This window comes from Micrococcus sp. TA1 (assembly GCF_014199555.1).
In the GTDB taxonomy this organism is placed as follows: Bacteria; Actinomycetota; Actinomycetes; order Actinomycetales; family Micrococcaceae; genus Citricoccus.
The window spans coordinates 464,083-489,637 of the sequence record NZ_JACHNW010000002.1; the positions used below are offsets into that span (position 1 = coordinate 464,083).

At 71.0% G+C, this 25,555-nt stretch carries 22 protein-coding genes; 11 read left to right on the forward strand and 11 right to left on the reverse strand.

Annotated elements, in window-relative coordinates:
• Positions 1–79: 79 nt before the first annotated feature.
• The gene (locus GGQ69_RS13425; protein WP_183529339.1) at positions 80–1,579 is read right to left on the reverse strand and encodes a sodium:alanine symporter family protein; all 1,500 of its coding nucleotides are present in this window, start codon (positions 1,577–1,579) and stop codon (positions 80–82) included.
• A 157-nt stretch (positions 1,580–1,736) separates the two neighbouring features.
• Between GGQ69_RS13425 and GGQ69_RS13430 the strand changes: the two genes are divergently transcribed.
• From GGQ69_RS13430 to GGQ69_RS13455, 6 genes are all read left to right on the forward strand, one after another.
• Positions 1,737–2,408, forward strand: coding sequence for a GntR family transcriptional regulator (locus tag GGQ69_RS13430; protein ID WP_183529341.1), 672 nt, complete (start codon positions 1,737–1,739; stop codon positions 2,406–2,408).
• 144 nt (positions 2,409–2,552) lie between these two features.
• Positions 2,553–3,956 carry an NAD(P)/FAD-dependent oxidoreductase gene (locus GGQ69_RS13435; protein WP_183529343.1) on the forward strand — a complete coding sequence of 468 codons (1,404 nt, stop codon included), beginning with the start codon at positions 2,553–2,555 and terminating at the stop codon, positions 3,954–3,956.
• Between the two features lie 29 nt (positions 3,957–3,985).
• Complete coding sequence (locus GGQ69_RS13440; protein WP_183529345.1) at positions 3,986–4,882, forward strand: dihydrodipicolinate synthase family protein; 897 nt, start codon at positions 3,986–3,988, stop codon at positions 4,880–4,882.
• Positions 4,883–4,989: 107 nt separating this feature from the next.
• The gene (locus tag GGQ69_RS13445; RefSeq protein ID WP_255459715.1) at positions 4,990–6,492 is read left to right on the forward strand and encodes an aldehyde dehydrogenase family protein; all 1,503 of its coding nucleotides are present in this window, start codon (positions 4,990–4,992) and stop codon (positions 6,490–6,492) included.
• Between the two features lie 170 nt (positions 6,493–6,662).
• On the forward strand, positions 6,663–7,973 hold the full coding sequence (locus GGQ69_RS13450) for an O-acetylhomoserine aminocarboxypropyltransferase/cysteine synthase family protein (RefSeq protein ID WP_183529347.1): 1,311 nt from the start codon (positions 6,663–6,665) through the stop codon (positions 7,971–7,973).
• Complete coding sequence (locus tag GGQ69_RS13455; protein ID WP_010143520.1) at positions 7,970–8,485, forward strand: CoA-binding protein; 516 nt, start codon at positions 7,970–7,972, stop codon at positions 8,483–8,485. The genes GGQ69_RS13450 and GGQ69_RS13455 overlap by 4 nt, the downstream gene beginning before the upstream one ends.
• A 66-nt stretch (positions 8,486–8,551) precedes the next feature.
• Here GGQ69_RS13455 and GGQ69_RS13460 read toward each other — a convergent pair whose 3' ends face one another.
• The 3 genes from GGQ69_RS13460 to GGQ69_RS13470 all read right to left on the reverse strand — a co-directional run bounded on the left by GGQ69_RS13460 (position 8,552) and on the right by GGQ69_RS13470 (position 11,812).
• Positions 8,552–9,160 (reverse strand): hypothetical protein, encoded by a 609-nt coding sequence (locus GGQ69_RS13460; protein WP_255459716.1) that lies wholly within the window; start codon positions 9,158–9,160, stop codon positions 8,552–8,554.
• A 239-nt stretch (positions 9,161–9,399) separates the two neighbouring features.
• Positions 9,400–10,740 (reverse strand): MFS transporter, encoded by a 1,341-nt coding sequence (locus GGQ69_RS13465; protein ID WP_183529349.1) that lies wholly within the window; start codon positions 10,738–10,740, stop codon positions 9,400–9,402.
• Positions 10,741–10,747: 7 nt separating this feature from the next.
• Positions 10,748–11,812 carry an MBL fold metallo-hydrolase gene (locus GGQ69_RS13470; protein WP_183529351.1) on the reverse strand — a complete coding sequence of 355 codons (1,065 nt, stop codon included), beginning with the start codon at positions 11,810–11,812 and terminating at the stop codon, positions 10,748–10,750.
• Between the two features lie 82 nt (positions 11,813–11,894).
• Here GGQ69_RS13470 and GGQ69_RS13475 point away from each other — a divergent pair, with 82 nt between their 5' ends.
• On the forward strand, positions 11,895–12,821 hold the full coding sequence (locus GGQ69_RS13475; protein WP_183529353.1) for a LysR substrate-binding domain-containing protein: 927 nt from the start codon (positions 11,895–11,897) through the stop codon (positions 12,819–12,821).
• A gap of 49 nt (positions 12,822–12,870) precedes the next feature.
• Positions 12,871–14,499 carry an ATP-dependent DNA helicase RecQ gene (locus GGQ69_RS13480; RefSeq protein WP_183529355.1) on the forward strand — a complete coding sequence of 543 codons (1,629 nt, stop codon included), beginning with the start codon at positions 12,871–12,873 and terminating at the stop codon, positions 14,497–14,499.
• A gap of 58 nt (positions 14,500–14,557) precedes the next feature.
• Here the strand turns inward: GGQ69_RS13480 and GGQ69_RS13485 are convergent, their stop codons facing one another.
• The 4 genes from GGQ69_RS13485 to GGQ69_RS13500 form a co-directional block, all read right to left on the reverse strand.
• A complete protein-coding gene (locus GGQ69_RS13485) occupies positions 14,558–14,776 on the reverse strand; it encodes a hypothetical protein (RefSeq protein ID WP_183529356.1) in 219 nt (72 codons plus the stop codon).
• A 290-nt stretch (positions 14,777–15,066) separates the two neighbouring features.
• Entirely contained in the window at positions 15,067–16,692 is a 1,626-nt protein-coding gene (locus GGQ69_RS13490; protein WP_183529358.1) for a carboxyl transferase domain-containing protein, read from the reverse strand.
• The gene (locus tag GGQ69_RS13495) at positions 16,665–17,876 is read right to left on the reverse strand and encodes a CaiB/BaiF CoA-transferase family protein (RefSeq protein ID WP_183529361.1); all 1,212 of its coding nucleotides are present in this window, start codon (positions 17,874–17,876) and stop codon (positions 16,665–16,667) included. Before GGQ69_RS13495 ends, GGQ69_RS13490 begins: the two co-directional genes overlap by 28 nt.
• Before the next feature lie 7 nt (positions 17,877–17,883).
• The gene (locus GGQ69_RS13500) at positions 17,884–19,263 is read right to left on the reverse strand and encodes an SLC13 family permease (protein ID WP_183529363.1); all 1,380 of its coding nucleotides are present in this window, start codon (positions 19,261–19,263) and stop codon (positions 17,884–17,886) included.
• Positions 19,264–19,432: 169 nt separating this feature from the next.
• Here GGQ69_RS13500 and GGQ69_RS13505 point away from each other — a divergent pair, with 169 nt between their 5' ends.
• Complete coding sequence (locus GGQ69_RS13505) at positions 19,433–20,134, forward strand: FadR/GntR family transcriptional regulator (RefSeq protein WP_183529365.1); 702 nt, start codon at positions 19,433–19,435, stop codon at positions 20,132–20,134.
• A gap of 199 nt (positions 20,135–20,333) precedes the next feature.
• On the opposite strand, the gene GGQ69_RS13510 is transcribed toward GGQ69_RS13505, so the two are convergent.
• The 3 genes from GGQ69_RS13510 to GGQ69_RS13520 all read right to left on the reverse strand — a co-directional run bounded on the left by GGQ69_RS13510 (position 20,334) and on the right by GGQ69_RS13520 (position 22,813).
• Entirely contained in the window at positions 20,334–21,524 is a 1,191-nt protein-coding gene (locus tag GGQ69_RS13510; protein WP_183529367.1) for an MFS transporter, read from the reverse strand.
• Between the two features lie 66 nt (positions 21,525–21,590).
• Positions 21,591–22,379 carry a carbon-nitrogen hydrolase family protein gene (locus GGQ69_RS13515; protein WP_183529369.1) on the reverse strand — a complete coding sequence of 263 codons (789 nt, stop codon included), beginning with the start codon at positions 22,377–22,379 and terminating at the stop codon, positions 21,591–21,593.
• Between the two features lie 41 nt (positions 22,380–22,420).
• Positions 22,421–22,813: an SRPBCC family protein gene (locus GGQ69_RS13520; protein WP_183529371.1), complete on the reverse strand. Its 393-nt coding sequence runs from the start codon at positions 22,811–22,813 to the stop codon at positions 22,421–22,423.
• A gap of 138 nt (positions 22,814–22,951) precedes the next feature.
• Between GGQ69_RS13520 and GGQ69_RS13525 the strand changes: the two genes are divergently transcribed.
• A complete protein-coding gene (locus tag GGQ69_RS13525; RefSeq protein ID WP_183529373.1) occupies positions 22,952–24,697 on the forward strand; it encodes an FAD-dependent monooxygenase in 1,746 nt (581 codons plus the stop codon).
• On the forward strand, positions 24,694–25,554 hold the full coding sequence (locus GGQ69_RS13530; protein WP_370577190.1) for an alpha/beta fold hydrolase: 861 nt from the start codon (positions 24,694–24,696) through the stop codon (positions 25,552–25,554). Before GGQ69_RS13525 ends, GGQ69_RS13530 begins: the two co-directional genes overlap by 4 nt.
• Position 25,555: the final 1 nt, after the last annotated feature.

A 25,555-nucleotide genomic window follows, 5' to 3' on the forward strand; every position in this document is an offset into this window, starting at 1 on the left:
CTGACGCCGTCTTCACGACCCGCCGGTATCGCCCCGGCTCCCTGGGGGGAGCCGGGGCGATTCCGGGTCGAGGACCGGGTCAGTCGCGGGACGCGTGCCGCCTGCCAGGGGTGCGCTGCGCCGGCCGCGGGGCCAGGACCGACGAGTCCCCGGCGTTGAGCTCCTCCCAGAAGTCGGCGTGCTTGATGCCCAGCTTGACCGGGTCGAAGACCGGGTCAAGACCGGCGGCACGCTGCTGGTCGTAGTCCTTGAGCGTCTTGAGGGCGATTCCGGAGGTGAAGATCAAGATGGTGAAGTTCAGGATGCCCAGCGCGCCGTATCCGATGTCGGCGGTGGCCCACACCAGGCTGGCGTCCTGGATGGTGCTGTAGAAGGTCATCGCCAGGAGGGCAACCTCCATGATTCGCACGAGGACGCGGTTCCGGTGCCCGACGAGGTAAGCGAGGTTGGCCTCGGCAATGAAGTAGAAGGCCACGATCGTGGTGAGTGCGAACATGGCGATCGCGATGGCGATGAAGGGTCCGGCCAGCGGTTCCCAGACTGTGGCGATGGCTTCCTGGGTGAAGTTCGGGCCGGCGGCGACCCCGGGCAGGTTGGTCTGGATCGTGGTGCCGTCGGTGGTGATGACGTTGTAGGCCCCCGTGACCACGAGCATCAGCCCGGTGGCCATGCACACGCCCAGGGTATCGATGTAGATGGAGAAGGACTGCACCAGGCCCTGCTTGGCCGGGTGCGAGACGTCGGCGGCACCGGCGGCGTAGGTGCCCTCGCCGACGCCCGCGACGTTGGAGAACAGGGCCCGGCGCACGCCCCAGGCGATCGCTGCTCCGATGATGCCGCCGAAGACGGAGTCCACGCCGAAGGCGCTGGTGAAGATCAGGCCGATGGCCGCCGGGACCTGGGTGAAGTTGACGGCCAGCACCACCACTGCCATCAGCAGGTAGCCGACGGCCATGATCGGGACGACGATGTTGACGAACTTGAGCACGCGCTGGCGTCCGCCCCAGATGATGATGCCGAGGATGGCGGTGACGATCAGTCCCACGACCCAGGTCGGCGCTCCGAGGCCGAATTCCGCGGCGACGCCGATGTTGGTGGCCTGTACGCCCGGTGCCAGCAGGGTGTAGAGGAGTAGTGCGATCGCGGCCGCGACCATCCCGAGCCAGCGCTTCTGGGTGATCTTCTCCAGGTAGTAGGGGACGCCGCCCTGCAGTTCACCGTCGATGCGCTGCTTGTAGATCTGCGCCAGGGTCGACTCCACGAAGGCCGTCGCGGCGCCGAAGAACGCCATCAGGCCCATCCAGAACAGCGCCCCGGGCCCGCCGAAGCCGATGGCGGTGGCGACCCCGGCGATGTTGCCGACCCCGACGCGGTTGCCGATCGTCAGCATCAGCGCCTGGAACGGGGTCAGGCCTCCTTCGCGCTCCTTCCCGTCGCCTTTGAGCTGGCGGATCATGTCCACGAACAACCGGACCTGCAGGAAACGGCTGCGCACGGTCAGGTACACCCCGAGCGGCATGGCCAGGAAGAGCATGACCAGCCACATCGTGTCGCCGATCGCGTAAATGCTGTCAACCATCGTTGACTCCTCACAAGGTCGATAGGTGCACGACGACGGACAGGTCAGGGAGTGTGTCGTACATCACTGCGGCAACTGTAGTTTGTGATCACATATCAAACAAGAGGGAAAGTGGATCTGTGATCACCGCCCGAGTGAGAGCCCTATACTTCGGCACATGCCCCTCCCTCAGCTCGAGCCGCAGGCCCGCATCGCAGACCAGGTGTTCGAGGCGATCCACGGGGCCATCATGCGCGGGAGCTACCCCGCCGGTCACCGGTTGCGCATCCGGGACGTGGCCGCGGAGCTGGGCACCAGCGTCATGCCCGTCCGCGAGGCCATCCGGCGACTGGAGGAGGTCGGGCTCGTCGAGACGCTGCCGAACCGCGGCGCCCGGGTGAAGGGCTTCACCCCCGCCGAGCTGCTCCACGTCTACGCCGTCCGGCGCCTGCTGGAGATCGAGGCCTCCGGCCTGGGGGCCGCCGCGGTGTCCGACGACGGCATCGCCCGGCTCCGCGAGGCCTATGCGGCGATGGAGTCGCACCTGGAGGCCGGCGAGGTCGTCCCGTACCTGGACGCGGACGAACGCTTCCTCGACGTCCTGTACGAGGCCGCGGGCAATCCCGTCCTGGTGGAGACCATCCACGTGCTCTGGCAGCGCTGCCGGTCCTACAAGATCGTCGGGGCCAGCAGTGAGCTGGAGAGCGGCAACCCGGGGATCCTCCTGGAGTTCCAGGCCCTGCTGCTCCAGGCGGCGATCGACCGCGACGCCCTGCGGGCGAGGGAACTGGCCGCGGCCTCGATCGACGCCGCGACCGGTCGCATCCGTCAGGCCCTCCCCGAGGGCTGAGCCCCTCCGTCCGCCCGGAAGCCTGGGGCCCGAGTCCCCCTCCCATGACTTCCCCAGACTTCGCACCACCTCTTGTGTGATCACAAATCACAGATTACTGTACTGAGAGATGGATCACATCGAGTCGCAGTGGAAGGCAACCTCATGAAAGACGCAATCATCATCGGCGGCGGGCTCGCCGGCCTGTCCGCGGCCTGGCGCCTGCGCCACTGGGACACCGTGGTCCTGGAGGCGGACCAGCGGGTCGGCGGCCGGATCCGTTCGGAGCGCCGGGGGGACTACTGGATGAACTGGGGCGGGCACGTCTTCGCCGGACCCGGTTCCTCCACCGACGCCCTGCTCACCGAGGTCGGCGTGACCGCCGTGGAGATCCCCGGCTCCCTGCAGGGGCTGTCCATGAACGGGAAGTTCATCAAGAAGGGGCACATCGCCACCTACCCGTTCCGCATCCCGATGCCGCTGGCCTCCCGGGTCGACACGCTGCGGGCCGGGATGAAGGTCGTGGCCGGCGTGGCGAAGTACACGGGGGTCGTGCGCAAGCGCGCCGGGGAGTCCGACGCGATGCGCCAGCAGCGCATCTACGACTTCCAGAACGAGAACTCCTTCCTGGACCTCATCGGGAACACCTCCGAGGATGCCGCGGCCCTGTTCAAGACGACCGTCACGCGCTCCGCCGGGGACATGGACCAGATCTCCGCCGGGGCCGGCATCGGCTACTTCAGCCTGGTGCTGGGCTTCGGGCAGGGGCTGAACCGCGGCATCGTGGGCGGCCCGTCCACCCTGACCGAATCGATCGCGGTGGCCCTCGGCGACCGTGTCCGCCTGGGCGCCACCGTGCACGAGGTGGTGCACCGGAAGAACTCGGTCCTCGTCCGCTACAGCCAGGACGGCCGGGACCACGAGGTCGAGGCGCGCTCCGTCGTCCTGGCGACCACCGCCGACGTGTCCCACCGGATCGGCGTGGACCTGCCCGAGGACCTGCGCGGTGCGCTCGGGCAGATCAAGTACGGTCCGCACGTCAGCTCGGCCTTCCTGACCGATGAGACCTCCGCCCGGCCCTGGGACGACATCTACGCCATCGCCGCCCCGAAGCGCTCGTTCGCGATCGCTCTGAACCAGGCGAGCATCGTCCGCGGCACCGAGTCCGTCCGCAAGCCCGGCGGCAGCTTCATGACCTTCTCCCCGGCCAGCCTGGGCGCCGCCCTGCTGGACAAGAGCGACGAGGAGGTCGTCCAGACCCACCTGGCGGACCTCGACCAGGTGCTCGGCCACGGCTTCGCCGACAGCGTCGTGGAGGCCAAGGCGGCCCGGTGGAAGGTGGCCTCGCCCTACAGCTTCCCCGGCCGCGCCAAGCTCCAGTCCACGCTCATGCGCGGCACCGATCGCGTGTTCCTGGCCGGTGACTACCTCGGCACCCTCTACACCGAGAGCTCCATCATGTCCGGGTTCTCGGCCGCCCAGGAGATCGCCAGCCGACTGGCCACCGAGCGCCAGACCCGGTCCGCGCTCGAAGCCGTACCCGCCCTCGACGACGCCCTGGTCAGCTGACCACCCCACACCACCGAAAGGCAACCATCATGACGAACGAACTGCGCGGTGTCCTGACCGCCCTGGCCATCCCCTTCGACGCCGATGAGCAGATCGACGTCCCCGTCCTGCGGCAGGTGGTGGACCGTTCCATCGCCGGCGGCGTCCACGGCGTGGTGGCCGGGGGTTCCACGGGCGAGTTCGCCACCATGACCCCGGACGAGCGCATCCGCATGGTCGAGGAGGTCACCGCTCACGTGGCCGGCCGGGTCCCGGTGATCGCCCAGACCGGTGCCCTCACCACGGCCGAGGCCGTCCGCCAGAGCCGGGCCGCCCAGCAGGCCGGTGCGGACGTGCTGATGCTCGTCACCCCGTACTACGAGGCGCTGTCGCTCCAGGAGACCACCACCTACCTGCGGGACGTGGCCGAGCAGGTCGAGCTGCCGATCATGCTCTACAACATCCCCGGGGCCACCGGCGTGAACCTCGACCCGGACACCATCGGCACCCTGGCCGAGGAGTTCGAGCACATCCGCTACGTGAAGGACTCCGGGGCGAACTGGGAACAGGGCCTGCAGCTGATCCACCACCACGGGGACCGGATCGGCACGTTCATCGGCTGGGACGTCTACCTCTACTCGGCCCTCGTCGAGGGCGCCGCAGGCGTCATGGCCGGTGCCGCGAACGTGGTGCCGACCGAGATCGTCGCGATCTACGACGCCATCACCGCCGGGGACCTGAGCGGGGCCCTGGCGCAGTGGAAGCGGCTCTACCCGGTGATCGACACCATGATCTCCGGCCAGTTCATCCCCGCGGTCAAGGCCGGCCTGGAACTGCAGGGCGTTCCCGCCGGGGCGCCCCGCCGGCCGATGGCACCGCTGTCCGCCCAGGGACGCGCAGAGCTCCGCGACGCCCTCGAGCTGCTGCAGGGCGCCTTCGCCTCCTGAGCCGCCGGTCCCGACGCCGGCCCGCACCGGCCGGCGTCGGGCCTGGCGGACTGCTGCGCCACCGCCACCCACGCCCCCACCCTTCCCCACTCTTCCTGGAGGTCCCGATGACCGAGCAGAACACCCTGTCCGCGGCCGTAACCGTGCTGCGCGCCGAGCAGCCCCTCACCGTGGAGATGCCCCGGTGCGACCACTACATCGACGGCCGGCACCTCGAGTCCGCCACCGGTGAGACCTCCGAGGTCGTGGACCCGGCCCGCGGCACCGTCCTGGCCACCGTGCCCCGGGGCGGGGCCGCCGAGGTCGACGCGGCCGTGGCGGCCGCGCGCGCCGCGGCTCCCGGCTGGGCGGCGCGCACGCCGAAGGACCGGGCCGAGGTGCTGCTGGCCCTGGCCGAGGCCCTGCGGGACGACCGCGACCGCCTGCGCACCCTCGAGGCCCTGAACTGCGGCAAGCCGCCGGCGGTCACCGCCGACGACGTCGACTCGGCGATCGACACCTTCCGCTTCATGGCCGGCGCCGGGCGCAGCACCACCACCGTCGCCGCCGGGGACTACGTGGAGGACATCACCTCGATGATCCTGCGCGAACCGCTGGGCGTCATCGGGATGATCACCCCGTGGAACTACCCGTTGCTGATGGTCGCGTGGAAGCTCGCCCCGGCGCTGATGGTCGGCAACACCATCGTGCTCAAGCCCAGCGAGGTCACCCCGCTGACCACCCTGCGCCTGGCCGAACTGGCCGACGGCATCCTCCCGCCCGGGGTCCTGAACATCGTCAACGGATCCGGGTCCACCGTGGGGGCCGCCCTGAGCGCCCATCCCGGGATCGACATGATCGCCCTGACCGGCAGCGTGGGGGCCGGCCGGTCCGTGGCCGGCGCCGCGGCCGCCAACGTGGTCCCCGCCCACCTGGAGCTCGGCGGCAAGGCCCCCGTGCTGGTCTGCCCGGACGCCGACCTGGACCAGGTGGCCGCGACCGTGGCCGAGGCCGGATTCTGGAACACCGGCCAGGAATGCGGAGCCGCGTGCCGCGTCCTGGCCCACGACTCCATCGCCGAGGCCCTCACCGAGAAGATCGTCACCGCCGTCGCCGCCTACCGGCTGGCCGCCCCCGAGATCGACCAGGACGACACCCTGGGCCCGATCATCTACCGCGGCCACTACGAACGGGTGATGACCGCCATCGACGCCGCCGTGGACCGCGGCGCCGAGGTGCTCCTCGGGGCACGCGGGGACGACTCCGAGGGCTACTGGATCGAACCGACCGTCCTGAAGGTCGCCACCGGGGACCCGATCAGCCTCGAGGAGGTCTTCGGCCCCGTCGTCACCATCGAGACCTACCGTGAGGAGTCCGAGGGCGTCGCCCGCGCCAACGAGACCGACTACGGCCTCACGGCCTCGGTCTTCACCCGCGACGTCGCCACCGCCCTCTCCCTGGCCAAGGCCCTGGACTTCGGCAGCGTCAACGTCAACACGCACCTGGCCCTGCCCACCGAGATGCCCTGGTCCGGGTTCAAGCACAGCGGCTACGGACGGGACCTCTCCGCCTACGCCCTGGACGACTACTCCCGCACCAAGCACCTCGCCCTCAACCACGCCCGCACCTGAGGGTCCGGGCCACCGGGGACCCCACCCGGTGGCCCGGACCCCCGGGGTCATCTTTCGTCCTCCAGTTGCCCGGATCGGGCCGGCGTCGGGAACAATGGGACGAAACGGGACCGGGACGCGGTCAGCACCGCGCGGCCGACCGGCCCCCACCCCCTGCTGGAAGGACCCCCGTGGCAGAACACCAGTTCGGCTTCCGTACCCGCGCCCTGCACGCCGGCGCCGTCCCCGACGCCGTGCACGGATCCCGCGCCGTGCCCATCCACCAGACCACCTCCTACGTCTTCGAGTCCGCCCAGGACGCCGCGAACCTGTTCGCGCTGCAGAAGTACGGCAACATCTACTCCCGCATCGGCAACCCCACGGTCGCCGCGTTCGAGGAGCGGATGGCCTCGCTGGAGGGCGGCATCGGGGCGGTCGCGACGGCGTCCGGCATGGCCGCGGAGTTCGTCACCTTCGCTGCCCTCTGCCAGGCCGGGGACCACATCGTGGCCTCCTCCAAGCTCTACGGCGGCACCATCACCCAGCTCGACGTCTCGCTGCGCCGGTTCGGGATCGAGACCACGTTCGTGAACTCGATGGAGGCCGAGGACTTCGCCGCGGCGATCCGGCCGAACACCAAGGCCGTCTACACCGAGGTCGTGGCCAACCCCTCCGGGGACATCGTGGACCTGCCCGGCCTGGCCCGGGTGGCCCACGCCGCCGGCGTCCCGCTCGTGGTGGACTCCACGCTGACCCCGCCGTACCTGATCCGCCCGTTCGAGCACGGGGCGGACATCATCATCCACTCGGCCACCAAGTTCCTCGGCGGGCACGGCACCACCCTGGGCGGCGTCGTCGTCGAGTCCGGGCTCTTCCCGTGGGACAACGGCAGGTTCCCGTCCATGACCGAGCCGGTCCCCTCCTACGGGGACGTGTCCTGGTGGGGCAACTTCGGCGAGTACGGCTTCCTGACCAAGCTGCGCTCGGAGCAGCTGCGTGACTTCGGCCCGGCCCTGGCACCGGCCTCGGCCCAGCAGCTGATGATTGGCATCGAGACCCTGGCCCAGCGCATGGACGCCCACCTGGCCAATGCCCAGCGGGTGGCCGAGTGGCTCGAGGCCGACGAGCGGGTCAACTGGGTCAACTACGCGGGCCTGCCGTCCCACCCCCACTACGAGCGGGGCAGGGAGCTGCTGCCGCTGGGCGTGGGCTCCGTGTTCAGCTTCGGTGTGAAGGGCGGGCGCGACGCCGGGGCCGAGTTCATCTCGAACCTGCAGCTGGCCAGCCACCTGGCCAACATCGGCGACGCCAAGACCCTCGTGCTGCACCCGGCCTCCACCACGCACCAGCAGCTGACCGCCGAGCAGCTCGTGGCCGGCGGCATCCCGGAGGACCTGATCCGCATCTCCGTGGGCATCGAGGACGTCGAGGACATCCTCTGGGACCTGGACCAGGCCCTGGAGGCCGCCGTGAACGCCGCCCTGAAGGAGGCCGCCAAGTGAGCACCGTACTGCCCGACCGCACCTGGACCGGACCGTCCGCGCCGGAGCGCCTGGCGCTGCTGCGCCAGACCGAGTCGATCGCCATCGTCGGCGCCTCGGACAAGCCCGCCCGCGCGTCGTACTTCGTGGCGACCTACCTGCTGTCCTCGACCACCTTCCGGGTCTACTTCGTCAACCCGATCCTGGCCGAGCAGGGCAAGCAGATCCTCGGCCACCCGGTGTACGCCTCGCTGAAGGACCTGCCGGAGGTCCCGGACCTCGTGGAGGTCTTCCGCAAGTCCGAGGACACCCCGGGCATCGTGGAGGAGTCCCGCGAGGCCGGCGCGAAGGCCGTCTGGCTGCAGCTGGGCATCTGGAACGAGGAGGCCGCCCACCTGGCGGAGTCCCACGGGATGGACATCGTGATGGACCGCTGCGTGAAGATCGAGCACGCCCGCTTCCACGGCGGCCTGAACCTCGCCGGCTTCAACACCGGCGTGATCTCCTCCCGGCGCCAGGAGCTGGACCGCTGATCCGGCCGGCGGCGGCCGCGCCTCGTCTCGGGGCGGCCGCCGCCGACGGGCCCCTCATGGGCCCGGTCAGGACGTGAGCAGCGACTTGACCACTCCGGCGGGCCCCTTCATCGGGACGAGACGGGCCACGGCCTTGACGTTGTCCAGTCGCTTGGGCCGGAGGTTTCGCGCCCTCTGCAGTTCGCCGTGCTGGGCGCCCAGCACGATCACGGCCCCGGCGAAGGCGGGGATGGTCCACTGCAGCAGCCGAAGTTGCTCCTGGGCCTCCTGCAGCTCCGGGGAGGCGGTGGGCGAGGGTTCGGTGGCGCCCTGGGCGCCCTGCTGGGACAGTTCGTCCACCTTCCTGCCCAGCATCCCGGAGTACAGCGTCACGGCAGCACCGGCCACGGTCACGCCGGCCTTGACCCACGTCCAGCGCATGACCCCCTGCTGGGTCACGTAGCGACCTTTGTTCTCCCAGAGGATCGGTGCCCAGGTGCCCAGGTGCGCGGCGAAGGCCGCTGTCTGCACGGGTGCCCAGCGCTTCCAGCCCAGGCTGGACAGTCGCGTGCGCTCGGTGGGGTCCTTCGCCTGGGCGGTGGCGCCGTTCAGGCCCACCGCGCCCATCAACGAACCACCGAACCAGGCGGCGGCGGTCAGGTCGTGGATGGAACGGGCCAGAAGGTTTCCTGACATGGGTGGATCCTGCCTTTCGTCGTGGAGTCCAGGACCGGTCGCGGACGACCGGACAGTCCCCACCCTTCCGTGCCCGGCTCCGCCCGTAAAGGGGGGTGCTCTTCCCGTCACCCCTCCGGAACACTGCCGGTGGCCGTGCAGATCGGCCCTCCCCCGGGACGAAGGGCCCTGGTCACCCTCCTCTGGCCCCGGACGATGTCTCATCCGGGGCGTGAGGGGGCCTGACCAGGAGTCGGCCGCTACCGGATGTCCGCCAGCTCGCGACGGTGACCCTCGGGAGCGAAGATCACGGCCAGGGCGCACACGCCGAGGACGGCCATCCACAGTCCGCCGAGCACGGCAATGCCGGAGGTCGCGGCGAGAATTCCGGCGGCCAGCATGGGGGTGAAACCGGCGCCGATGGTGGATGAGGCCTGGTAGGCGATCGAGGAACCGGTGTAACGCACGCGGGTGGGGAACATCTCCGCGATGAAGGCACCCAGGGGGCCGAACATGAAGCCCTGGATGACCTGGCCGAGGATCACGGCGGTGGCGTAACCGGCGACGGTGCCGGTCTGGACCAGCATCAGGATGGGGTAGGCAGCGATGATGCCGGCGCTGATACCGAAGAGCATGATCCGTCGGCGTCCGAAGCGGTCACACAGGCGGGCGCTGACGATCGTGGCGATCAACATGCCGGCGGCCGCGATTGCCTTGGCGTTGAGCACACCGGTCTTGTCTGCACCGAGGGCCACGGCCTCGCTGACGGCCCAGACGGTGACCATGCCGGCCATGGTGAACTGCGCGATGCCGGCCAGCACGCCGAGGCCCAGCTGCCTGGGGTACTGGGTGAAGACATCCAGGATCGGCATGCGCCGACGGTCTGCTTCATGCTCGAACTGCTGGAACAGCGGGCTCTCGGAGATCTTCAGCCGAATGACCAGGGCGATGACCACCAGCACGGCGCTGATCAGGAACGGAATGCGCCAGCCCCAGGAGAGGAACTGATCTTCCGGCAGCAGCGTGGCCGCGGACATCGCCAAGGTGGCCAGGGTGGCACCGGCCGGGGCGCCCATGTTGGCGAAGCTGGCGGCGAAGCCCCGTTTGCCGCCCGGAGCCTGCTCGAGGGCGATGAGCATGGCCCCGCCCCATTCACCGCCCACGGCGATGCCCTGGATCACCCGCAGGGTGATGAGCAGAGCGGGGGCGGCCATGCCGATGGCGGCTGTGGTCGGCAACAGTCCCATGGCGGTGGTGGCGAAACCCATCAGCAGCATGGACAGCACCAGCATCTTCTTGCGTCCGAGCCGATCGCCGTAGTGCCCGAAGATTGCTCCTCCCACCGGGCGGGCCAGGTAACCGGCGGCCAGGGTGCCGAAGGAGGCGAAGGTGGCCCACACCGGATCCAGGTTGACGAAGAAGACCTTGTTGAACACCAGGGCCGCGGCCGTGGCGTAGAGCAGGAAGTCGTAGTACTCGATGGCGCTGCCGACGAAGCTCGAGGTGAGGATGCGCCGCATGTGCGGCGTGTTGAGCGACTCCGATGCCGGGGGCGCCGAGGGGCTGGTGGAAGAGGGAGTGGGGGGCATGGTCTGCGTCATGATGATCCTAGAGAGAGGTGGCGGCCAGCGCAGGGCGGGGGCGGCGGGCGACGGTGATGGACTGCAGGTCCTCGGGTACGACGACGGGTCCGGAAAAGGTCTCGGTGGCCTCGTGCCAGACGGAGGCGTCGGCATGGCCCGGTACCAGGTGATGCAGGGCCAGGGTGCCGACGCCGGCGGCGGCGGCGACCTGGCCGGCCTGGCGCGGCGTGGTGTGGGACTTGCGGTGGTGGTCCAGCGTGGCCTCACGGGTGGCGGCGTCCACGTCCCGGTAGGAGGCTTCGGCCCAGCCCATGTCGATGGCCTCGTGCAGGAGCAGGTCAGTGCCGGTGGCCAGTCGCACCAGGTTCTCGCTGGGAGCGGTGTCCCCGGAGATCGTCACTGACCCGTGCTCGGTGTCGAAGCGGAACGCGAAGGCCGGGGCCACCGGCGGGTGCACCACCAGGGTGGCCGTGACCCGGACGAACTCGTCCTCGAACACGGTGAATGGCTCCAGCCCGGCCGGACTCGGGTTCAGGTTGGGGTGATATCCGCTGTGCTCGGGCAGAGTCACATCCTGCGGGGCGAAGAGTGTGTACGGGGAGGGGCGCAATGAGTCGAGCATGCGGTCGGTGACATCGGCGGAGTAGGCGGTCAGCAGGTGCTCCACCAACTGCACGGTCCCGGACGTGGGGGCCTGCGGAGTCAGCGGGGCAACCTCACCGATGGCGCGCGGGTTCACGGCGGGCAGCATTCCGCGGTCACCGGGGCCGATCACCGGGATCGGTCCGTCCGGCCGCGGTCCGGACATCATCCAGCCGAACAGCAGCATCCCGGCGAGGTCCACGGTGTGGTCTGAGTGCAGGTGGGTGAGGAACACCCCGCGCAGCCGGTCCATACTGAGGCCGGCTTCGGCGAACTGGGTGCTGGCGCCTCGGCCACAGTCCACCACGTACACCGCGGGGCCGACCACGACGGCCGTGGCAATCCCGTTCCTGCGGCGCCCGACCGGGTCGGTTCCCCACCAGCGGGGCCCGCCGGCAGTGCCGAGGGTGATCACCCGAGGGGCGAGGTCTGCGGATTCGAATGTCATCTGGGTCACACCTCGACTATGGCGCAGTCCATAGTATGGGTAAATCGAATGTAAACGCAGATCAAGTTTGATGGAGACAAAGATGCTTGCGGTGACGATCCGTCAGCTGGAGTACTTCGTGGCCATCGCCGAGGAGGGCACTCTCGCGGCGGCCGCCCAGCGTCTCCACGTGACCGCCGGGACCCTGTCGGCCTCCCTCAGCGCCTTGGAGAAGACGATGGGCGTCCAGCTGTTGATGCGGCGTCGTGCCACCGGATCGGTACTCACCGCGGCCGGCCGGGACCTGGAAGCTCAGGCACGGGCCGTGCTGTCCGCGGCGGAGGCCATGGAGAGTTCGGCCAGTGCCATCCGCGGCGAGCTGGCCGGCACCCTGTCCATCGGTTGCTTCGACACCCTCACCCCGTGGCTGCTGCCCCCGGTACTGGGCCACTTCGCCGACCACCACCCCCGGGTGCAGGTCGAGGTGCACGAAGGCTCCTCGGACGAACTGCAACAGATGCTCCTGGCAGGCCGGCTCGACGCCGCCTTCATGTACCAGTTACACGTGGACACCGACGTGGAACGAACCACGGTGGCGCCGGTCCGGTTACAGCTGGTCCTGCCGCAAGACCACCGCCTGGCGGGTCGCGCACAGGTACGGTTCGCCGAACTGGGGGATGAACCGGCGGTGCTGCTTGGACTGAAACCGGCCCCCGACCTGATCATGTCCATGATGGCCAGCGTCGGCTTCACCCCGCGGGTGCACTGGCGATTGCGCAATGTGGAAGCCATCCGCTCCCTGGTGGGCCGGGGCCTCGGTTACTCGGTGATCATGGGACGTCCCCGAGGAGACGTCACGTATGAGGGCCGACGTCTCGTCTACACGCAGATCGCCGACGAGCTGCCGGAGAACTCGGTCCAGCTGATCTACCCGCCCGGCGCCCTGCGCAATGCGAAGGTGCGCGAGCTTCACCAGTTCGCCATGACCGAGCTGGGACAGATCGGCGCACCCATGCAGCACTGGACCTGAACCACTGGTCCCGGACTTCGGGTGGTGCCCGGTCTCCTAGAGTGAGGGGATGACGACGACTCCGACGGACGTCCACCGGCTCGCCCACGAGGTCTTCGGCTGGGAGGAATTGCGCCCCAGCCAGGCCGAGGCGGTGGAGGCCGCGGTGTCCGGCCGGGACGTGCTCGCCGTGATGCCGACCGGCTACGGGAAGTCGGCCGTCTACCAGCTGGCCGCGCTGATGGTGGACGGGCCCTGCGTGGTCGTCTCCCCGTTGATCGCCCTGCAGGCGGACCAGCGCGACGGCCTCAACGAGCTGGCCGAGAGCGCCCCGACGCACGCGGTGGCCATCAACTCCTCCGTCCCCGCCCGCGAGCAGGAGGGTGCCTGGCAGGCCCTGGAGGACGGGGCGGCGAAGTTCGTGTTCCTGACGCCCGAACAGCTGGCCAAGGACGTGGTCCTGGAGCGGCTGCGGGCCATCGGCCCGGCCTTCCTCGTGGTGGACGAGGCGCACTGCGTCTCCTCCTGGGGCCACGACTTCCGGCCGGACTACCTGCGCCTCGGCGCCTCCCGGGACCGGATGGGCTCACCGGTCATCATCGCGCTCACCGCCACCGCATCGACCCCGGTACGGGAGGAGATCGTGGAGGGGCTGGTCCTGTCCGATCCGTTCGTCATCGCCCTGGGCTTCGACCGGCCCAACCTGCACCTTGCCGTGCACCGGCACCACGAGGACCACCACAAGCACGAGGCCGTCCTGGAGCAGGTGGCCGGCCTGCCGCGCCCGGGACTGCTCTACACGGCCACGCGGCGCGCGGCCGAGGACTACGCCGAGCGCCTCGCCGAGCGGGGCCTGACGGCCCGGGCCTACCACGCCGGCCAGAAGACCGCGCTGCGGGACGAGACCCTGGAGCTGTTCCTGGGGGGCGGCCTGGACGTGGTGGTGGCGACCAGCGCGTTCGGCATGGGCATCGACAAGGCGGACGTGCGGTTCGTGGTGCACGCCGACATCACCGACTCCCTGGACACCTACTACCAGGAGGCCGGCCGCGCCGGACGGGACGGTGAGGACGCCCAGGTGGTGCTGCACTACCGCAGCGAGGACCTCGGCCTGCGCAGCTTCTTCAGCTCCCAGCAGGCGGACCAGGAGGTGGTGAGCGCCGTCGTCAAGGAGCTGCAGCGCGCGGACGGCCCGGTGCGGCTGACCCACCTGAAGGAGGCCGTGGACGTGAGCGCCCGGCGCGTCACCGGCACGGTCAACCTGCTGCAGGCCGCGGGCGCCGTGGCCTCCACCCGGGAGGGACTGCTGCTGATGGACAGGGTGGGTCCGAAGACGGCCGCGCGGCTGGCCGAGGAGACGGCCGAGAGGCTGGAGCGGATCGACCGCTCACGCATCGAGATGATGCGCGGGTACGCCGAGACGGACGGGTGCCGTCGCCAGTACCTGCTGGGATACTTCGGCGAGGAACTCGCGGACCCCTGCGGCAACTGCGACAACTGCGATGACGGCACCGCCGTGGACCTGACGCACGACGACGACCGGTTCCCCCTGCAGAGCGCGGTGACGCACCGGGAGTGGGGGCCGGGGATCGTGATGAGCGTGGACGAGGACCGCCTCACCGTGCTGTTCGAGGAGCAGGGCTACCGGACCCTGTCCCGGGATGCCGTGGAGGAACAGGACCTGCTCCACCCGGCGTGAGCCCGTGCCCCCGGCATCAGACGCGAACGCGTGCCGGGGGCACGGGAGACGGCGGGGTTCAGGGCCGGCGGGTCGTGCCCGAGGGACCGCCGCGGCCGAGGAAGCGCTCGGCCATGCCGAGGAGCCCGCTCGATCCCGACCGACGGCGCCCGCCCTGGGCGCCCCGGTTCTTCGTGCCGTACTGGCGCAGGGCGTCCGTGCCCTGGCCGATGAGCCGACGCCCCTCGGGGCTGTTGGCGTAGTTGCGAGCCCGGTTGAACAGGTTCTTCAATGCCATGGTGTCCTCCTGGATGGTCGGTGGCTGGACGGTAGTCCCCGAGTATTGCCTCTATGGGACCGATGCGCCAAGGAGGCCGGACCGGGGCTCCGCTCCGACCGGGGGCACGAGCAGGGCCCCGGGTATCCGGCTGCGGAGGGGAATCGCATACGCCGGGCCCGGGGCCCCTGTCATCACTCGCACCTTCATCACTCGCACCTTGATGAGGCTCCTTCAGCGTAGGGGCCGTACTTGTGGGGAAACCGGGTGGAGACTGTGAGATCGCTGGCAGTCCTGGCCGGACGGACCCCTCAGGCGACCAGGGGCAGTCCCACGATCCTCCGGTAGCGCTCCATCCTGGCCTCTGGACGGCCCCCGGCGGTCCCGGTGACCCCCGGCCGGACGGGCACCGCGCCCGGTTCCGCTGCCGGGGTCCCCACCGGGCCCCGTTCTGCCGGAGTGACCTGCGCCAGGTGGTCGCCGATGCGCTCCCGCAGGCCCGCCAGGAACTCCTCATTGCCCGCCGCACCCCCGGCCGGGTAGGCCACGACCTCGTCGACGATCCCGAGGCGGAGCAGTCCCCCGAGACCAATCCCCTGGTGACGGGCGACCCGGGGTGCCAGGTCCGGGGTACGGTGGACGATCGCGCTCGCCCCCTCGGGAGGCAGGGGCGAGATCCATGCGTGGCTCGAGGCCACCGTCCGGTCCGCCGGCAACAGCGCCAGCGCCGCCCCGCCGCATCCCTGCCCGAGCAGGACCGAGACCGTGGGCACCTGGAGCGCCGTCAGGTCGCCCAGCGTCCGGGCGATCTGCCCGGCCAGCCCGCCCTCCTCGGCGGCCGCGGAGAGGGTCGCGCCCGGGGTGTCGATCACCGTCACCACGGCAAGCCCCAGTTCCCCGGCCAGTCGTATCCCCCGGCGCGCGATGCGCAGGGAGTCCGGCCCCAGGGGCCGACCGGGATCTCCCGTCTGGCCGACGACCACCGCATTGAGGCGACCGAACCGCGCGAGCACGACGCCCACACCGGATTCTGCCGCCCCCTCGGCCGTACCGCTCAACGGCAGCACGTCGCCCAGGGAGCGCACCAGGTCCTGGAAGCGCGGATACCGTGCGTCCCGGGTGGCCAGGACGGCGTCCCAGGGGTTCGTCGGGACCGCGGCCCGCACCGCGACCTGGGAGGCGGGCGGGGATCCCGTGACGTCCCCGGCCGGGCTCCCGCCGTCGGGTGCGGACATCAGGCCTAGGGCCCGGTCGAGCACGGACCGGATCTGCGACGGGGAGACGACCGCATCGACCAGCCCGACGTCCGCGAGGTTCTCCGCCCGCTGGACGCCCTCGGGAATCGCCTCCCCGGTGATGGCCTCCACCGCCCGCGGTCCCAGGAACCCCACCAGGGCCCCGGGTTCCGCGAACGTCACGTGGCCGAGTGACCCCCAGGACGCCATGACGCCTCCGGTGGTGGGATGACGCAGGTAGACGAGGTAGGCACGTCCGGTCTCACGGAACACCCGCAGGGCCTCGGCGATGTCCAGCATCGCCAGGAACGCGTGAGTACCCTCCTGCATGCGGGTCCCACCCGACGACGGCGCCGCCACCACGGGCAGTCCCTCACGGGCCGCCCGCCGGAAGGCGGCGGCGATCCTGCGCGCGGTCAGGACGCCGATCGTCCCGCCCAGGAACCGGAAGTCGCTGGCGATCACACCCACCGGGCGACCCCCGATCGTGGCGCGACCGGTGACGACGGCCTCGTCCAGTCCCGTCACCTCGCGCGCCCGGCCGAGGTCCCGGGCATAGTCCTCCTCGAGGTGCCCGTGGTCCACCGGGTCGTCCCAGGACTGGAAGGTTCCCGGGTCCACGAGGATGTCCAGGACCTCGGCGGCCCCCTGCAGGGCCCGGTCCGGGGCGGCGATCACCGGCCCGCCTCGCCGTCGAGCCATTCCCGCACACTCATGCCGTGGTCATCGAGCCCCGGTGGCGCCGAGTGCTGCGTCCGGGTGGTCTCCCGCGTTCCGTCCCCGGAGAAGAAGCGCAGCGCCGGTCCCGGGAGGTTGATCGTACCGAGCCGTGGGTGCTCGACGTCGAGGACCAGTCCCTGTGAGCGGACCTGGTCCCACGAGTAGACCTCCTGCAGGTCCCGCACCTTGCCGGCGGGGATGCCGAGCCCGTCGAGCTTCTCCAGCAGGGCCTCGGGGTCGTACTCCGCGAAGGCCCGCTCCACCTCCGCGATGAGCTGGTCGCGATGGGCCACCCGGTCTGCGTTGGCGGCCAGGTCCGCGCGGTCCGGATCGAGCCCGAAGCCCTCCGCGAAGGCACGCCACAGCCGCTGGCTGCCCACGCTGATCTGGACCCGCCCGCCCCGGCACCGGAACAGCCCGTAGGGGGCGATCGAGGGATGATGGTTGCCCTGCGCCCGGGGCAGCTCGCCTGCCACCGTGGCCCGGGTGCCCTGGAAGGCGTGCACGCCGACCACGGAGGAGAGCAGGGAGGTGCGGACCACGGACCCCCGGTCCGTCCGGTGCCGCTCGTTCAGCGCCGAGACGACGCCGAAGGCCCCGTTCATGCCGGCCAGCAGGTCGGCGATGGGCACGCCGACCCGTTGCGGGTCATCGGGCGAGGAGCCCGTCAGCGACATCAACCCGGCCTCCCCCTGCACGATCTGGTCGTAACCGCTGCGGGACGCCTCCGGCCCGTCATGGCCGAACCCCGATATGGACAGGACGACCAGGCGCGGGTTCAGCTCGTGCAGCCGGTCGACGGGGAAGCCGAGCCGGTCCAGCACTCCCGGGCGGAAGTTCTCGATCAGCACGTCGGCCCGTACCACGAGCCGTTCCAGCACCTCTCGGCCGTCCTCGGACTTCAGGTCGAGGGCGACGGACTCTTTGTTGCGATTGCAGCAGAGGTAGTACGTGGAGATGGGATCGTCCTCCGGGCCCACGAACGGAGGCCCCCAGCCACGGGTGTCGTCCCCGGTCCCCGGGGTCTCGATCTTGATCACCCGCGCGCCCAGGTCCCCCAGCATCATGGCCGCGTGGGGTCCCGCGAGGGCGCGGGAGAGGTCGACGACAAGGGTTCCGGCCAGCGGGCCGGTGGTCTCAGTGGTCTCAGTGGTCTCAGTGGTCATGGTCGCCTCACAGCCATCCCGGCAGCACCATGGCCGCCCAGGCGAGCAGGGGGCCCACCACCACGACGATCGCCGCGTAGACCAGGATCTTCTTGTAGAACGCCTCCCGGTCCACGTCCTCCGGGGCATTGGCCAGCACGAGCGCACCGTTCGTGGAGAACGGGGAGACGTCCACGATCGTGGAGGCCACGGCCAGTGCGCAGATCAGTCCGGTGGCACCGATCTCCCCGGCCTGCAGGAACGGCACGGCCAGCGGGATCAGGGCCGCCAGGATGGCGGTGGAGGAGGCGAACGCGGAGACGACGGCGCCGATGTAGCAGATCAGCAGGGCCGCGAGCAGCGGGACGCCCAGGCTCCCGACGGCGTTGGAGACGTACTCGATGGTGCCGGCCTCCTGCAGCACGCCCACGAAGGTGAGCATGCCGCCCAGCAGCAGGACCGTCGACCAGTCGATCTTGTTGACCGCGCCCTTCTGGGCCTGGGGCGAGATGAGCGCCAACAGGACGGCGACGGTGATGGCGACGAATCCGACGTCGATCCCGAAGCCGAGGGCGACCACGGCCAGGACCGCCAGGCCCACGAGGGTGGCGACCTGCGGGAAGCTGATCCGCACCTTCTCCACGGTCGGCGCCGCGGTGGAACCCGCCGGATCGGACGGGCCGTACATGCCGGAGCCGAAGCCCTTGAAGTCGACGTCCCGGTTCTCCGCGTTCGCCTTGACCATCGCACTGCGGGACAACCGGGCCTCGGCGGCGCGCTCGACGAAGTCCTCCGCGCGGGATGACAGCAGCCCCCGGCCGCCCAGCGCGAGGAAGAGGACCACGGCGATGAGGAAGTTGAAGATCAGGCTCGACAGGAAGACGGCCAGGGGGCTGACCTCCAGGCCGGCCGCGTCCACGATGCCGTTGACGGTGACGCCGTACACCGCGATCGGTGAGAATCCGCCGCCCTGGGCACCGTGGATCACCATCATGCCCATCATCAGCGGGGAGATCCGGTACTTGTTGGCGAAGTTCAGGGCGACCGGGGCGATGATGGCCACGGCCGCGGGAGACAGCGCGCCGACCGCGGTGATCACGGCGGTGATGCCGAACATGATCCACGGGATGAGGGCCACCTTGCTGCCCACCACCCGGACCGCGGCATTGACGAGCACGTCCACGGTGCCGTTCTTCTGGGCGATCGCGAACAGGTAGGTGACCCCGACGATGGTGAGGAACAGCCCGCCCGGGAACGAGGCCAGGATGTCACTGGTCTCCATCCCCAGGATGATGAATCCCAGGACGAACGCGCCCACGAAGGCGAGGGCGCCCATGTTGACCGGGAGAACCGTGGCGATGATGAACATCGCCACCAGGATGAGGATGGATAGCATTTCTGGGCCCATGACTGGTCCTTCGGTGGATGGTCCGGAAGTTCGACGAGAGGTACTGTGATACCGCTCACAGTGGACTAGCCAATAGGACACTGTGCCACTATGTCAACCACTGAATACGATGAGGGCACAGCACGCCCCGCCACCCGACCCCCGTACGGGCCTGCCTGAGAGGTGTTCCATGACCGGACCGTCCCGCATCGACCGCAGTGACAGGCCCCGCCTGTACCAGCAGGTCGTCGAACGGATCGTCGCCCATGTCCTCGACTCCGGCATGGAGGCCGGAAGCCGGTTGCCCCCGGAGCGAGACCTCGCGGAGCAGCTGGGCGTCTCCCGGGCCACCGTGGCGCAGGCCCTGGTGGCCCTGGAGGTCCTCGGCGTCATCGGCGTCCACCACGGCTCCGGGGCCACCCTCCTGGTCCGGCCGACAACCGCGGAGATCCTGCACGACGTCCAGGAGCACGAGGCCCGCCTGCCGGACATCGTGGATGCCCGGCTGGCGATCGAGCCACGGCTCGCGGCCCTGGCCGCCGAGCGGCGGACGGACGAGGACGTGGAGCGGATCGCGGCCTCCATCGACCGCATGCGCCGGGACATCGACAGCGGGGACCGGGGACTGTCCGGGGACGAGATGTTCCACGAGGCCGTCACCCGGGCCGCGCGCTCGAACCTGCTGGCCCGCATGATGCAACAGCTCGCCGACCAGATCCGCGAGACGAGGCTCGAGTCGCTGAGCCAGTCCGGGAGGCCCGAGAGGTCCCTGGCCGGCCACGTCCAGATCTTCGAGGCCATCCGGGACGGCAGGCCCGACGAGGCGGAGCGCGCGATGGTCGCCCACCTCAAGCTGGTGTCCGACCTGCCCGTACTGGACGAGCACCACTGAATCTCGCCGGCGGCGCCTCAGGGCATGGCAGGGCCCCGGGTAGTCCGGCTGCGTGAGGGGAACGCATTCTGCCGGGCCCGGGGCCCTCTGTCATCACTCGCACCTTGATGAGGTGGCTCCAGCCTAGGAAGCGGACGTGGGAATGGGCCGGGCACCAGCTGGGAGGTTGCTGGGACCGGTGTGGTCGGTCGCGTCCGCCTCAGACGGCCGCCTCCTCCGGGGCGGGAACGGGGTGGGGAGGTCTCGGCTCGCGGAGCGTGCGCAGGAAGAGCCAGCCGACGGCGGGCAGCACGATCAGTGGCATCAGCGCGGTCTGCAGGGTGGTGGCATCCGCCAGGGCGCCGATGAACGGAGCGGCGATGCCGCCGACGCTGACCGTGAGCCCGAGGGTCACCCCGCTCGCCGTGCCGGTGCGCCGCGGGAGGTAGTCCTGTCCCAGCGTGATGTGCAGGGAGAAGGGCACGTAGAGGCCCGCAGAGGTCAACACGATGAAGGCGTACATGGCCGGCCCCGGCACGAGGACCGTCCCGGCCACGGCGAGAACGGTGAGGGCGTAGGACCAGCGCACGATCCGCACGCGCGCCCAGCGGTTGGCGAGGTGACCGCCGATGACGGTGCCGAACGCACCGCCCAGGTAGAGCAGGAAGAGGGCGAGGGTCCCGGCGAACGGGGTGCCGTCGCCGCGCTCGGCCGCGTAGAGCGAGATGAAGGCGGACAGGCCGATGAACACGATCGAGCGGCAGACGATGGCCCCGGTCAGCCGGAGGAACGACCCCCAGTCGTTCTCCGGCCCGGCCCCGGCCTGGCCCCGGCCCGGCGCGACCGGTGCGGGGATCCCGCGCAGCGCCGCAAGGCACAGGACCACGCCCGCGAGCGCCGGGACCACCAGCAGCGGGGACGCCCCGAGGCCGCCGATCGCGATGACGCCGGCCACGAGCAGGGGTGCCGCGGCGAAGCCGACGTTGCCGCCCAGGGAGAACCAGCCCATCCGCGAGTGGGTGCCCCCGCTGGCGGCCCGCGCCACCTGCGCGGCCGGAGGGTGGTACGCGGCCACGCCGATCCCGGAGACGGCGACCACGATCAGGGTGACCGGGTAGTTGTCGCTCACGCCCACCAGCGCGATGCCCGCCCCCGCCGTCAGGGTCGAGACCGGCAGGAGCCAGCGCATCGGACGCTTGTCGACCAGCACCCCGAACAGGGGCTGGACCACCGAGGAGAGCAGGGACGCGGCGAGGACGATGGCCGAGGCGGCCGCGTAGGAGTACTCGCGTTCCGCCACGAAGAACGGCACCAGGGCGGCGACGGCACCCTGGTAGATGTCGACGAACGAGTGGCCGAACGCCAGGAGCGTGATCGGGCCCCGACCGGCGGTGGGACGACTGGGCGGCATGGCTCCATGATGACTCATCCCGGAAGGCGCCGTCGTGGCGGACCCTGCGGACGGGTCCGCGGACCGTCAGCCGAGGATGTCGGTCCGGCGGTTGGCCAGCACGGGCAGGAAGGACCGGACCTCGTCGATGCGCTCCCGGGTGACGTCGGCGGTGGCGATCGCCTCACCCTCCTCGGCCAGGGACGCCACGGGGATGGCCAGCGGGTCCACGATCGCCGAGTGCCCGATGGTGGTGTCGCTGCGGGTGTCGGCGGCCACCACCCAGACGGTGTTCTCCACCGCGCGGGCCTTGAGCAGGGTCTGCCAGTGATCGACCTTGTGGTCGCCCGCGAACCAGGCGGCCGGCACCAGCAGCACGTCGGCCCCGCCCACGGCCAGGGCCCGGGCCACCTCGGGGAAGCGCAGGTCGTAGCAGGTCATCATGCCGAAACGCAGACCGCCGATCTCCACGACGGACAGGTCCCGCACGCCCGGGGTGATCCGGTCGGACTCCTTGTGCTTGAAGGCGTCGTAGAGGTGCATCTTGCGGTAGGTGTCCACGATCCTGCCGGTGGCGTCCACCGCGATGAGGGTGTTGAACGGACGGTCGGTGCCCGAGGGCTCGTACCCGCCGGCGACGATGGCGATCTGCAGGTCCGCGGCGATCCGGGTGAGGTCGCGCACGAAGCTGGACCAACCGGCGTCGACGGCCTCGGCGAACGAGCCGGCCACGTGCCGGACCGTGAACATGGACTCCTCGGGGAACAGGATGAGCCCGGCCCCGTCATCCCGGGCCTGGCGGGCCAGCCGTTCCATGGTGGCGACGTTCTCTGCGGCCACTCCGGTGGGGCGGAATTGTCCGACGCTGATCCTCATGGGCCCGTGCTCCTCGACTTCTCCGGCGGTGTCCTCCCACCCTAGTCCCCGGCCGGCCGCACCAACCGGCGCAGGGGCCATCGCGTGAACGGCGCGTAGGGCGCCACCAGCGCCGCAGGCCCGTCCAGGTCGACGCCGGCCCGGGTCCCGGTGCCCTCGGCCGCCAGGTCGTGAAACAGGATGAGCCGGCTGCCCGGCACCCACACGGTCCAGGACCAGGTGCACCGCGCCGGGTCGACGGAATCGATCCGGAAGGGCACCCTCAGGCCCGCGGGCCCGTGGACGGTCCCCCGGGCCCCGGGGTGGATCACCTCGCCGTCCGCCTCGACCCGGCGGATGTGCGGCGCCCACCCCGGCCAGGCGTCGAACCGCTCGTACCGCGTCCATGCCACCTCCGGTGACACGGCCCCGTGGACCTCGACGCGACGATGCATGCGGCCATCGTGCCAGTGCCCGGGCCGGCACGGAAGGTCCGGGCCCGCAGCGGGTCCCGCCGGGGCCGGAGGAGCACCCTGCGGGGCTGGCGCCCCCCGCCCATGGAACGGTGACGGGCCCCGCCCTACCCTGAGGTCATGCCTGCTGCCGGCACCCCGGGTCCCCCCGCATCCTCCCCGCGCGTCTCCCCGCCCCTGCGCGCCGTGGCCACGGACGTGCTCGTCGTGGGCGCCGGGCCCACCGGGCTGATGGCGGGGGCCTGGTGCGCCCGGCTCGGGCTGCGGGCCGTCGTCGTGGACGCCAAGGCCGGGCCGACCCGCGAGTCCCGCGCCCTGGGCCTGCAGTCCCGCTCGCTGGAGGTGTACCGGCAGCTCGGGCTGGCGGACGCCGTGGAGCGGGCGGCCGTCCCGGCCCGTGACATCAGTCCCGGCATCGGCCGCAGGCTGCTCGGCACCGTGCACCTGGACCAGGTCGGCCACCGGATCACGCCGTTCCCGGGACTGCACATCCTCGAGCAGAGCGCGAACGAACGGATCCTCGCCGGGCACCTGGCCGCACTGGGGCGACCGGTCGCCTGGGGGTACTCCTTCCGGTCCCTGGACACGACGCCGGAGGGCCGGGCCGTGGTCGATCTCGACTCCTCCACCGGTCCGGTGAGGGTCCGTGCCCGGTACGTCATCGGCGCCGACGGTGCCTCCTCCCCCGTCCGGCACGCGCTGGGGACGGACTTCGAGGGGACCACCAGCCCGTTCGAGTTCTACGTGCTGGACGCGCTCGGCGTGCAAGGCACCGGTGACGGCATCGAGGTCCACTTCTCGGCGGAGCACTTCGCGCTCTGCTTCCCGATGGGCCGGGACGGGCAGGGACGGCGCCGTGCCCGACTGCTGGGCATCCTGCGCGCGCCCGGGGCCGGTTCGGAGGCGCCCGACGCCGGCCCCCGCGCGATCGAGGCCCGGGCCCGGTCCATCCTGTCCGGCAGGTTCGGCATCACCTACGCGGACACCGCGTGGGCCAGCCGGTACCGGGTGCACCACCGGGTGGCCGCCGCCTTCCGCACCGGCGCCGTGTTCCTGGCCGGCGACGCCGCCCACATCCACTCCCCCGTGGGGGCCCAGGGGATGAACACCGGCCTGCAGGACGCACAGAACCTGGTGTGCCTGCTCGCCGACGTCATCGCCGGCCGTGCGGACGAGACGGCGCTGGACCGCTACGAGGCCGAACGCCGGCCCGTGGCGCTGACCCTGACGCGCACCACCGACCGGGTGTTCGCGGCGGTGACCTCCCTGAGTCCGGTGGCCAGGATCGTGCGCTCGGTGGTGGTCCCGGTGGTGCTGCCCGTGGTGCTGCGCCTGATACCCCGGTCACCAGCGGGCGGCAGGTTCTTCGGCTACCTCTCCCAGGTCAGGATCCACTACTGGACGGGGCCGGGTGGCAGGCCCGCTCCGGGGCAGCGGCGCGGGCGGGTGCTGGGCCGTCGCCTGCCCTGGGTGCCCGACGCCGGCCACGCCGGTCCGGTGCCCGGCGGCGACGGGCGCGGGGACAACCACGAGGCCCTCAACCGTCCGGTGTGGCAGGTGCACGTCTACGGACCGGCCGCCGTGCGGGGCGCCCGCGAGCTGGCCGAACGGCACCGGGACAAGGCCGCCGGCGTGGCCCGGCCGGCGTCGGGAGGACGGCCTTCCCGCGCGGCCCCGGAGGGGGGTGACGGGGAACCGGAGGCGCCGGAGCTGCCGGTGTACGCGTTCCGGGCGGCACCGGAGCAGGGGCTGCCCGACGGGACCGCCGTGCTCGTCCGTCCGGACGGCTTCGTCGCGGAGGTCCTGAGCGCGGCCGCACCGGAATCCGTGTCTTCCCGCCCCGTGGCGAGTACCTTACGGACGTGACGGCGAAGCCACGGACCCGGGAGGTCGTCATGGGACGGCATGTGCAGGCGCGCGATGTGCGGGTCTGGACCGAGCAGGTCGGTGACGGGCCCGACGTGCTGCTGATCGGCGGGCTCGGGGACACGGTGGAGTCGTGGCAGTTCCAGCTGGACGGGCTGGCGGACCGCTACCGGATCACCGCGTTCGACAACCGCGGTGCCGGGCGGACGGCGAGGCCGCCCGGAGAACTGACCCTCGCGGCGATCGCCGACGATGCGGCCGCGGTGTTGAGTTCACTGGACATCGACTCGGCCCACGTGGCCGGGTTCTCCGGCGGGAGCCTCATCGCCCAGGAGCTGGCACTGCGGCACCCCCACCGGGTGCGCAGCCTGGTGCTGCAGAGCACCTTCGCCACCGCCGACGAGTACATGCGGACCCAGTTCCGGGCCCTTCACTGGCAGGCCGAGCTGGCTCCGGGCCCGCGGGAATTCCTGGAGGGCTTCTTCACCTGGGTGTACACCCCCAGGGCCCACAACGACGGGACGGTGGCCCGCTTCATCGACGAGGTCATGGTGTTCCCCCACCCACAGGGCACCGAGGACTTCCGCGCGTTCGCCGACGCCTGCCTCGCCCATGACGCGCGGGGCCGGCTGGGCGGGATCTCCGTCCCGACGCTCGTGCTGGCCGGGGGTGCGGACGCGCTGACCCGCCCGGACCTGGGCCGGGCGGTCGCGGCGGAGATCCCCGGGGCCCTGTTCGAGGTGATGGCCGGCGAGGCGCACCAGCCGTTCCAGGAGGTCCCGGGGGCCTGGAACGACCGGGTGCATGCCTTCTGGCAGGACACCGGGCGGCAGTCTGCGGACCCGGGACGGGGCTGAC